Origin of the sequence: Micromonospora sp. NPDC047753, from assembly GCF_040642735.1 — a bacterium.
GTDB lineage: Bacteria > Actinomycetota > Actinomycetes > Mycobacteriales > Micromonosporaceae > Micromonospora.
Map to the genome: position 1 here is coordinate 1 of NZ_JBEYSL010000387.1, position 6,578 is coordinate 6,578.

Consider the following 6,578-nt stretch of genomic DNA (forward strand, 5'->3'; position numbering starts at 1 on the left):
CGACGAGGGTGCGTACGTGCACTACGTCGAGGGCTGCACCGCGCCGCTCTACTCCTCCGACTCGCTGCACAGCGCGGTCGTGGAGATCATCGTCAAGAAGAACGCGCGTTGCCGCTACACGACCATCCAGAACTGGTCGAACAACGTCTACAACCTGGTCACCAAGCGCGCCGTCTGCCACGAGGGCGCGACCATGGAGTGGGTCGACGGCAACATCGGCTCCAAGGTGACCATGAAGTACCCGGCGGTCTACATGACCGGCGAGCACGCCAAGGGCGAGGTGCTCTCGGTGGCGATGGCCGGCGAGGGTCAGCACCAGGACGCCGGCGCCAAGATGGTGCACGCCGCGCCGCACACCTCCTCGACCATCGTGTCGAAGTCGATCGCCCGTGGCGGCGGCCGCACCTCGTACCGGGGTCTGGTGCAGGTGCTGGAGGGTTCGCACCACAGCCGGAGCACCGTCAAGTGCGACGCACTGCTCGTCGACACGATCTCCCGCTCGGACACCTACCCGTACGTCGACATCCGTGAGGACGACGTGTCGATGGGGCACGAGGCGACCGTCTCCAAGATCAGTGATGACCAGCTCTTCTACCTGATGAGCCGGGGCCTGAGCGAGGACGAGGCGATGGCGATGATCGTGCGCGGCTTCATCGAGCCGATCGCCAAGGAGCTTCCGATGGAGTACGCCCTGGAGCTCAACCGCCTGATCGAGCTTCAGATGGAGGGCGCGGTCGGCTGACGCCGCCTCCGCCCGGCCACGGCCGGACCCGGACCCGGTACGCCGGGTCCGGTCCAGCCCGCTTCGACCCTCCGATTCATGACAGACCAAGGAAGACATGACTACCCAGGCTTCCGCGCCGCCGCCCAGCACCAAGTCGCAGGCGCTGCGCTCGTACGACGTCGCCGACTTCCCGGCCCTCACCGGCCTGGAGGAGGAGTGGCGCTTCACCCCGCTCAAGCGCCTGCGCGGCCTTACCGGTGACGCGCCGGCCGCTACCGGCGCGGTCCGACACGAGTACGGTGACCTGCCCGAGGGCGTCGCCATCACCCGGGTCGGCCGTGACGACGAGCGCGTCGGCAGCGTGCTGATCCCGGTCGACCGGGTCAGCGCGTTGGCTTACGGTGCCGCCGCGGACGCACTGCTGCTGCGGGTGGACCCCGACGTGGTGCTCGGCGAGGCGGTACGGCTGCGGGTGGTCGGCGAGGGCGTCGAGCAGCCGGCGTTCGGTCACACCTTCGTAGAGGTGGGCCGGTTCGCCGAGGCGACAGTGGTGCTGGAGCACGTCGGGTCGGCCACCCTGGCCGACAACGTCGAGGTCGCCGTGGCCGATGGCGCGAAGCTGACGCTGGTCACGGTCGCCGACTGGGCCGACGACGCGGTCCAGGTCCAGCACCTGAAGATCAAGCTGGGTCGGGACGCCAAGGTCATCCACATCCAGGTCTCCCTGGGTGGCGACCTGGTCCGGCAGTTCACCAGCGTGGAATACACCGGGCGCGGGGGCGAGGCCGAGCTGTACGGCGTCTACTTCGCCGACTCCGGCCAGCACCTGGAGCACCGGCAGTTGGTCGACCACAATGTGCCGGACTGCCGCAGCTACGTCGGCTACCGGGGCGCTCTGCAGGGCGAGAGCGCGCACACCGTCTGGGTGGGCGACGTGCTCATCCAGGCCGAGGCGACCGGCACCGACACGTACGAGATCAACCGGAACCTGCTGCTCACCGACGGCGCTCGGGCGGACTCCGTACCCAATCTGGAGATCGAGACCGGCGAGATCGCCGGCGCCGGTCACGCCAGCGCGACCGGCCGCTTCGACGACGAGCAGCTGTTCTACCTGATGGCCCGGGGCATCCCGGAGAGTGAGGCCCGCCGGCTGGTGGTCCGTGGCTTCTTCGCCGAGCTGATCAACAAGATCCCGGTGGAGTCGCTGCGGGAGAGCCTCGGCGACGCGATCGAGGCCCGGCTGACCAAGGCCGGCGCTTGATGATCCGGCTCTGCTCCACCGAGGACGTGCCGAAGGGCACCGCGATCCGCGCGGACGTCGACGGCACCCCGATCGCCCTGGTGCACGGCGAGGACGGCAACTTCTACGCCGCGTACGACGAGTGCTCGCACGCCGCTGTCGCGCTCTCCGAGGGCGAGGTCGACGGCTGCACGCTCGAGTGCTGGTTGCACGGCTCGCGCTTCGACCTGCGCACCGGCGAGCCGACCGGCCTGCCCGCCACCGAACCCGTCCCCGTCTACCCCGTCGAAGTCCGCGACGGCGACATCTACCTCAGCCTGACGCCGAGTAATGGAGTGACCCGATAATGAGCACCCTGGAGATCCGCGACCTGAAGGTGTCGGTCAAGCTGCCCGAGGGTGAGCTCAAGCCGATCCTGGCCGGCGTCGACCTGACCGTGAAGTCGGGCGAGACCCACGCGATCATGGGCCCGAACGGTTCCGGCAAGTCCACCCTGGCGTACTCGATCGCCGGCCACCCCAAGTACGAGATCACCGGCGGTACGGTGACCCTCGACGGCGAGGACGTGCTGGCGATGACTGTCGACGAGCGCGCCCGCGCCGGTCTCTTCCTGGCCATGCAGTACCCGGTCGAGGTGCCCGGCGTCTCGGTGGCGAACTTCCTGCGGACCGCGAAGACCGCCATCGACGGCGAGGCGCCGAAGCTCCGTACCTGGGGTGGCGAGCTGCGCGGCGCTATGGAGCGCCTCCAGATGGACCCGGCGTTCGCCCAGCGCAACGTCAACGAGGGCTTCTCCGGTGGTGAGAAGAAGCGGCACGAGATCGTCCAGCTGGAGCTGCTCAAGCCGAAGATCGCGATCCTCGACGAGACCGACTCCGGTCTCGACGTGGACGCGCTGCGCGTGGTCAGCGAGGGCGTCAACCGGGTCCGCGACACCGGCGACACCGGCGTGCTGCTGATCACCCACTACACGCGGATCCTGCGCTACATCAAGCCGGACTTCGTGCACGTCTTCGTGGCCGGCCGGATCGTCGAGCAGGGCGGCCCGGAGCTGGCCGACAAGCTCGAGGCCGAGGGCTACGAGCGGTACGCCGCCGGGGCCGGCACGGCCAAGGCCTGAGCGAAAGAGGCGCTGCCGAGATGACCAGCATCGCGATCCCCGAGGGGATGCCGCAGTACGACGACGTGCCGCGTTTCGACGTGGCCCGGGTACGCGCCGATTTCCCGATCCTGAACCGGGAGATCAACGGGCACCCGCTGGTCTACCTCGACAGCGCCAACACCTCCCACAAACCGCGCCAGGTGCTCGACGTGCTCGACGAGCACTACGCGCGGCACAACGCCAACGTGTCGCGGTCGGTGCACACCCTGGGCACCGAGGCCACCGAGGCGTACGAGGGGGCGCGGGCGAAGGTCGCCGCGTTCATCAACGCGCCGAGCGTCGACGAGGTGGTGTTCACCAAGAACTCCACCGAGGCGATCAACATCGTGGCGTACGCCTTCTCGAACGCCTCGCTGCGCGCGGACGCCGACCCCCGGTTCCGGCTCGGTCCCGGCGACGAGGTGGTGATCTCCGAGATGGAGCACCACTCGAACATCGTCCCGTGGCAGCTGCTCTGTGAGCGGACCGGCGCGACTCTGCGCTGGTTCCCGGTCACCGACCAGGGCCGGCTGGACGAGTCGGGCCTGGAGGACCTGGTCACCGAACGGACGAAGATCGTCTCGTTGGTGCACGTGTCGAACATCCTGGGCACTGTCAATGCGACCTCCCGGATCACCGCTCGGGTCCGCGAGGTGGGCGCGCTGCTGCTGCTGGACTGCTCGCAGTCGGCGCCGCACCTGCCCCTCGACGTGGTCGACCTGGACGCCGACTACATCGTGTTCACCGGCCACAAGATGTGCGGCCCGACCGGCATCGGTGTGCTCTGGGGCCGGGCCGAGCTGTTGGCGTCCATGCCGCCGGTGATGGGTGGCGGCTCGATGATCGAGACGGTCACCATGGGCCGCTCGACGTTCGCCGCCCCGCCGGCCCGGTTCGAGGCCGGCACCCCGCCGATCGCCGAGGCGGTCGCGTTGGGCGCGGCGGTGGACTACCTGACCGGCGTCGGGATGCGAGCCATCCAGTGGCACGAGAAGGAGCTGACGGCGTACGCGCTGGACGCCTTCGGCTCGGTGCCGGACCTGCGGATCTTCGGCCCGACAGTGCCGGTGGGCCGGGGCGGCACCATCTCGTTCGCGCTCGGTGACGTGCACCCGCACGACGTGGGCCAGGTGCTCGACTCGCTCGGCGTGCAGGTGCGGGTGGGTCACCACTGTGCCAAGCCGGTGTGCAGCCGGTTCGGCGTCCCGGCCATGACCCGGGCCTCGTTCTACCTCTACACCACCACCGAGGAGATCGACGCTCTGGTGGCCGGTCTGGAGCAGGTACGGAAGGTGTTCGACTGATGCAGCTCGACCAGCTCTACCAGGAGATCATCCTGGACCACTACAAGCGCCCGCACGGGCGTGGCCTGCGCGATGCCGACGACCCGGGCGACCAGGTCGCGGAGGCGCACCACGTCAACCCCACCTGCGGTGACGAGGTCACCGTCCGGGTGGCCACCGACGGCACTGTGCTGCACGACATCTCGTACGACGGGATGGGCTGCTCGATCAGCCAGGCGTCGGCGAGTGTGCTGCACGAGTTGCTGCGTGGTCGGGGCGCTGGGGAAGCATTCGAGGTGCACGAGGCGTTCGTGGAGTTGATGTCCGGACGTGGCCAGGTCACGCCGGACGAGGACGTGCTCGGTGACGGGGTTGCTTTCGCGGGTGTGGCCCGTTACCCCGCCCGGGTCAAGTGCGCGCTGCTGCCGTGGATGGCGTTCAAGGACGCCGCGGCACGCGCCGGTGTGGGCGTGAGCCCGGAGGTGAAGGCGTGAGCGAGCGTCAGCGAGCGAATGACACAGTGGTGCCCTGCGGCATCACGCAGCGAAGCGGAGGGACGGCATGAGCGAGCGTCAGCGAGCGAATCAGTGGTTCAGCGCGTTGGTGCCTCATGGCGTCACGGAGCGAAGCGGAGGGACGGCATGAGCGAGAACACCGCTACTGAGGCGACGCCGGAGGCCGGTGACACCAGTGTGGTGCCGCAGACCGACGCCGCGACGACCGACGGCACCTCTGACGCCGCCGCTCCTGCGGGCGGCGTCAGCAAGGCCATGATCGCCGACATCGAGGAGGCGATGAAGGACGTCGTCGACCCGGAGCTCGGCATCAACGTGGTCGACCTTGGCCTCGTGTACGGCGTCCACGTCGACGACGAGAACGTCGCCACCCTGGACATGACGCTCACCTCGGCGGCCTGCCCGCTGACCGACGTCATCGAGGACCAGACCCGGCAGGCGCTGACCACCGGCCCCGGCGGTGGCCTGGTCAACGACATCCGGATCAACTGGGTGTGGCTCCCGCCGTGGGGCCCGGACAAGATCACTGACGAGGGTCGGGACCAGCTTCGCTCCCTCGGCTTCAACGTCTGAACTGATCCCACTTCGTCGAGCGCGGTACCCGTCCGGGTGCCGCGCTCGACGCGTTTCCAGGCCAACCCCGAAATTGGTGGAACGGATCGTTCCGGTCTGCTAGGCTGAACTCATCAAACGGAGCGGAATATTCCGCTCCGGCGACGGGTGGGTCAGCTCGCTGGAAGCCGGCGGAGAGGGCGGAACAATGAGCGGGATGGCGGCGGGGCAGTGGCGGACCGTGCTCGAAGAGGCGCACGCGGCGCTTCGGACGGCAGTCGAGGGAGTTCCGGCCGACGCCTGGGAGCGGCCCACCCCGTGCGAGCGGTGGAACGTCACCCAGGTGCTTCAGCACGCGGTCGGCGACCAGCTCGCCTTCGCGGCGGCGATCGACGGCGGGCCGGGGCCGGCGGAGGACCCGTTCGCACCCTCCGGTCGGGTCGACGGTGACAAGCTCGCCGGCCTGCGCGCCGCCCTCGACGCCTCCGCCCGGGCCTGGAAGGGCGTCGCCGACGACGACCCGGAGGTGCCCACGCCGCTGCCTCAGGGCAAGCTGCCGGCCGAGGTCGGCGCCATAGCGTGCGCACTGGACGCCGCAGTGCACGCCTGGGACATCGCGGTGGCCACCGGCCAGCCGTCCCCGCTCGACGCCGAACTGGCCCGCCCCCTGCTGGTGGTGGCCCGGCAGATCGTCGAGCCGTTGCGGGCCTACGGCGCGTACGCCCCGGCGATCGACTCCGCTCCGGAGGCCGACGAGGTCGCCGCCCTGCTCTCCTACCTCGGTCGCGACCCCCGACTGGCCGCCTGAAGTTCGGCTCCGCTCCCTCGGCCGATCCCAGAACACCCCAAGATCGCCCTCGGTCCTCGATGTAGTGGCCTCGGTGCGTCGCCGAGGCCGCTACATCCTTGTTCGAGTGCGATCTTGGTGGCCTGGGGCGCCAAGGCCGGGGTTCCGATCTCCGAAAAGCGGCGTTCGTCGTCAAGATCTGCGCAGGATCAGGGATGTTGCTGTCTCCGGCGTGTCGGAGGCAGCAACATCGGGGATGTTGCTCGGATCTTGGGCGCGGGGCGCGGGGCGCGGGGCGCGGGGCGCGGGGCTACGGCATGCGCCCGTTCACCACCG

The 6,578-nt window shown here is 69.5% G+C and carries 8 protein-coding genes; all 8 read left to right on the forward strand.

Annotation, left to right across the window (positions count from 1 at the left end):
• Window positions 1-742 (forward strand): Fe-S cluster assembly protein SufB (gene sufB, locus ABZ749_RS26190; protein WP_357232417.1); only part of this gene is annotated, 742 nt, incomplete at its 5' end.
• Between the two features lie 97 nt (window positions 743-839).
• Complete coding sequence (gene sufD / locus ABZ749_RS26195; protein WP_357232420.1) at window positions 840-1,985, forward strand: Fe-S cluster assembly protein SufD; 1,146 nt, start codon at window positions 840-842, stop codon at window positions 1,983-1,985.
• Entirely contained in the window at window positions 1,985-2,311 is a 327-nt protein-coding gene (locus ABZ749_RS26200; RefSeq protein ID WP_357207738.1) for a non-heme iron oxygenase ferredoxin subunit, read from the forward strand. The genes sufD and ABZ749_RS26200 overlap by 1 nt, the downstream gene beginning before the upstream one ends.
• Entirely contained in the window at window positions 2,311-3,084 is a 774-nt protein-coding gene (gene sufC / locus ABZ749_RS26205; RefSeq protein WP_007462702.1) for a Fe-S cluster assembly ATPase SufC, read from the forward strand. The genes ABZ749_RS26200 and sufC overlap by 1 nt, the downstream gene beginning before the upstream one ends.
• A gap of 20 nt (window positions 3,085-3,104) precedes the next feature.
• Entirely contained in the window at window positions 3,105-4,409 is a 1,305-nt protein-coding gene (locus ABZ749_RS26210) for a cysteine desulfurase (protein WP_357232423.1), read from the forward strand.
• Window positions 4,409-4,882: a Fe-S cluster assembly sulfur transfer protein SufU gene (gene sufU / locus ABZ749_RS26215; RefSeq protein ID WP_091403700.1), complete on the forward strand. Its 474-nt coding sequence runs from the start codon at window positions 4,409-4,411 to the stop codon at window positions 4,880-4,882. Before ABZ749_RS26210 ends, sufU begins: the two co-directional genes overlap by 1 nt.
• 147 nt (window positions 4,883-5,029) lie before the next feature.
• The gene (locus ABZ749_RS26220) at window positions 5,030-5,476 is read left to right on the forward strand and encodes a metal-sulfur cluster assembly factor (RefSeq protein ID WP_357232426.1); all 447 of its coding nucleotides are present in this window, start codon (window positions 5,030-5,032) and stop codon (window positions 5,474-5,476) included.
• Between the two features lie 187 nt (window positions 5,477-5,663).
• On the forward strand, window positions 5,664-6,263 hold the full coding sequence (locus ABZ749_RS26225) for a TIGR03086 family metal-binding protein (RefSeq protein WP_357232429.1): 600 nt from the start codon (window positions 5,664-5,666) through the stop codon (window positions 6,261-6,263).
• Window positions 6,264-6,578 lie beyond the last annotated feature (315 nt).